Source organism: Bartonella saheliensis, from assembly GCF_902162175.1.
In genome coordinates this window covers 1-2,565 of record NZ_LR607282.1, presented here as the reverse complement: position 1 = coordinate 2,565, position 2,565 = coordinate 1, and the positions used below count along the sequence as shown (strand labels likewise).

Genomic DNA, 2,565 nt, shown 5'->3' with positions numbered 1-2,565 from the left:
AAAGCTTAATTGTAGAGCTGTATAATGAATTTTTCCGTTATGCTTTTCCACGTACAGTAGAAAAATTAGGAATTGTTTATACCCCCATTGAGGTTGTTGATTTTATCATTCATTCTGTTGATGATGTTTTACGCAATGAATTTGGAAAAAGTCTAGGATCACGTGGTGTTTCTATTCTTGATCCTTTTACGGGTACTGGTACCTTTATCACACGGTTGTTACAATCAAATCTTATAAAACCAGAAGACATGGAATATAAATACCGTTATGATATCCATGCTAATGAGATTGTCTTGCTAGCCTATTACATAGCAGCCATTAATATTGAAGCAACCTATCATGGTCTTATGAAAGGGAATTATATCCCGTTCAAGCATATTGGTTTAACCGATACATTCCAAATGCTTGAAAGGAAAGACTTGTTACAAGAACTATTTAAAGAAAACAGTGAATATTTAGAACATCAGAAAAATCTAAATATCGAAGTTATCTTTGGCAATCCTCCTTATTCCACAGGGCAAAAAAGTGAAAATGATAATGCAAAAAATACTCCTTATCCCATATTGAATAACCGTATTGGAGAAACTTATGCTGCTCAATCAAAAGCAACTTGCGTACAAGCACTTTATGACAGTTATATACGAGCAATTCGTTGGGCAAGTGACCGTATACAAAACTGTGGTGTTGTTGGTTTTGTTACAAATGCGGGTTTTGTAGATACTAAATCTATGGATGGTTTAAGAAAATGCCTCGTTGAAGAATTTAGCAGCCTTTATATTTTCCATTTACAGGGGAATGCGCGAACTTCTGGAGAACAACGTAAAAAAGAAGGTGGTGGAATTTTTGGCGAAGGTTCTAGAGCGCCTATTGCTATTTCTATTCTCGTAAAAAATCCAGAAACTCAACAGCGTGGAAAAATATATTTCCATGCTGTGGAAGATTACTGCACAAGAGAAAAAAAGCTTAAGATAATTAAGGACTTTGGTAGTATTGATGGTATTACACGTAAAAACAGTTGGCAAATAATTACACCAGACAGACATGGTGATTGGCTTGGTCAACGTGATGATAGTTTCGAGACATTCTTAACTTTAGGTGACAAGAACAATCATAAAAAACTCTTTGAAGCTTTTTCTCTTGGAGTTGTAACCAATCGTGATGCTTGGGCATATAATTCAAGCCATGAAGTTTTAGAAAAAAACATGAGTAATATGATTACTTTCTATAATAGTGAAGTAAAACGTTTTAAAGATGCTTATGGACATGTTGATCGCAGGATACGTAAAAATGCTATAAACAATTTTGTAAATTCTGATGAAAGTAAAATCAGTTGGAGCCGTGCTCTTAAACAAGATTTGGAAAAAGGAAAGTTTTTTGAATTTGAAGATAAATGCCTTATTCAAAGCCTATATCGTCCTTTTACACAACAATGGCTCTATTATAATCGCGCCTTCAATGAAATGGTTTATCAAATGCCGCGCATATTTCCGATAGGACAAGCGGTTGAAAATAGAATGATACAATTTACAGGTACAGGAGCAAAAAAAGACTTTTCCGTACTTATGATTAAGACTGTGTCTGATCTTCAGATAATAGAGAATGGTCAATGCTTTCCACGCTATATTTATGAAGATACTACGGTTTTAAAAAGTAAAAGTGAAAAACAATCCAATTTATTTGCAAATGCTACAGAAAATAGCAAATCAGCTTGCTTACAGAGGCGTGATGCCATTACTGATGAGGGATTAGCACATTTTAAAGCGGCTTATCCTAATGAAACCATAACAAAAGATGATCTATTCTATTATGTTTACGGAATTTTACATTCGGAAGATTATCGTACTCGTTATGCTGATAACCTCTCTAAAGAATTACCTCGCATTCCTTGTGTAAAAAGCGCTGAAGATTTTTGGAAATTTGTGACAGCGGGGCGTGAACTAGGTCATTTGCACGTAAATTATGAAGATGTGGAACCTTATCCAGTGACCTTTAAAAAAGGCAATCCAAAACAGACTGATATCTCTAATCCAGAAAAGTTTTATTACGTGACTGAAATGCAATTCTTTAGCAAAAATAAGATAAAAGATAAATCTACTGTTTTTTACAATAACAATATCACAATAACAAACATTCCTCTTGAAGCTTATGAGTATATCGTCAATGGCAAACCCGCTCTTGAATGGGTTATGGAACGTCAATGTGTTAAAACTGACAAAAAGAGTGGTATTGTGAATGATGCCAATCGCTATGCTGTTGAGACAATGGGGAACCCTGCTTATCCATTGGAATTATTTCAAAGGGTTATTACTGTAAGTTTAGAGACAATGAAAATCGTTAAGAACTTACCAAAATTAGAAATAAGAGAAACTGAATAAGCTTATAAAGCATGCTTATAATGGGCATGCTAATCTTATTAAGGGGTATAGAACTTATAAGCGTAATCTATACCTCTTTTATTAAGTTAATTAGATACAATCTTAAAAGGAGTGTTTATATGCGTTATTCTAAAAAGAAATCATTTGCACTTTTAAACACCCTTATTTGGATTGCCTTTAAGAGGTTATA

General features: G+C 33.9%; 1 protein-coding gene. It reads left to right on the top strand.

Translation table 11 applies throughout. The features are described 5' to 3' along the window. On the top strand, positions 1-2,375 hold a 2,375-nt coding region (locus FS875_RS09625), incomplete at its 5' end, for a type ISP restriction/modification enzyme (RefSeq protein WP_144756173.1). Between the last annotated feature and the right edge of the window lie 190 nt (positions 2,376-2,565).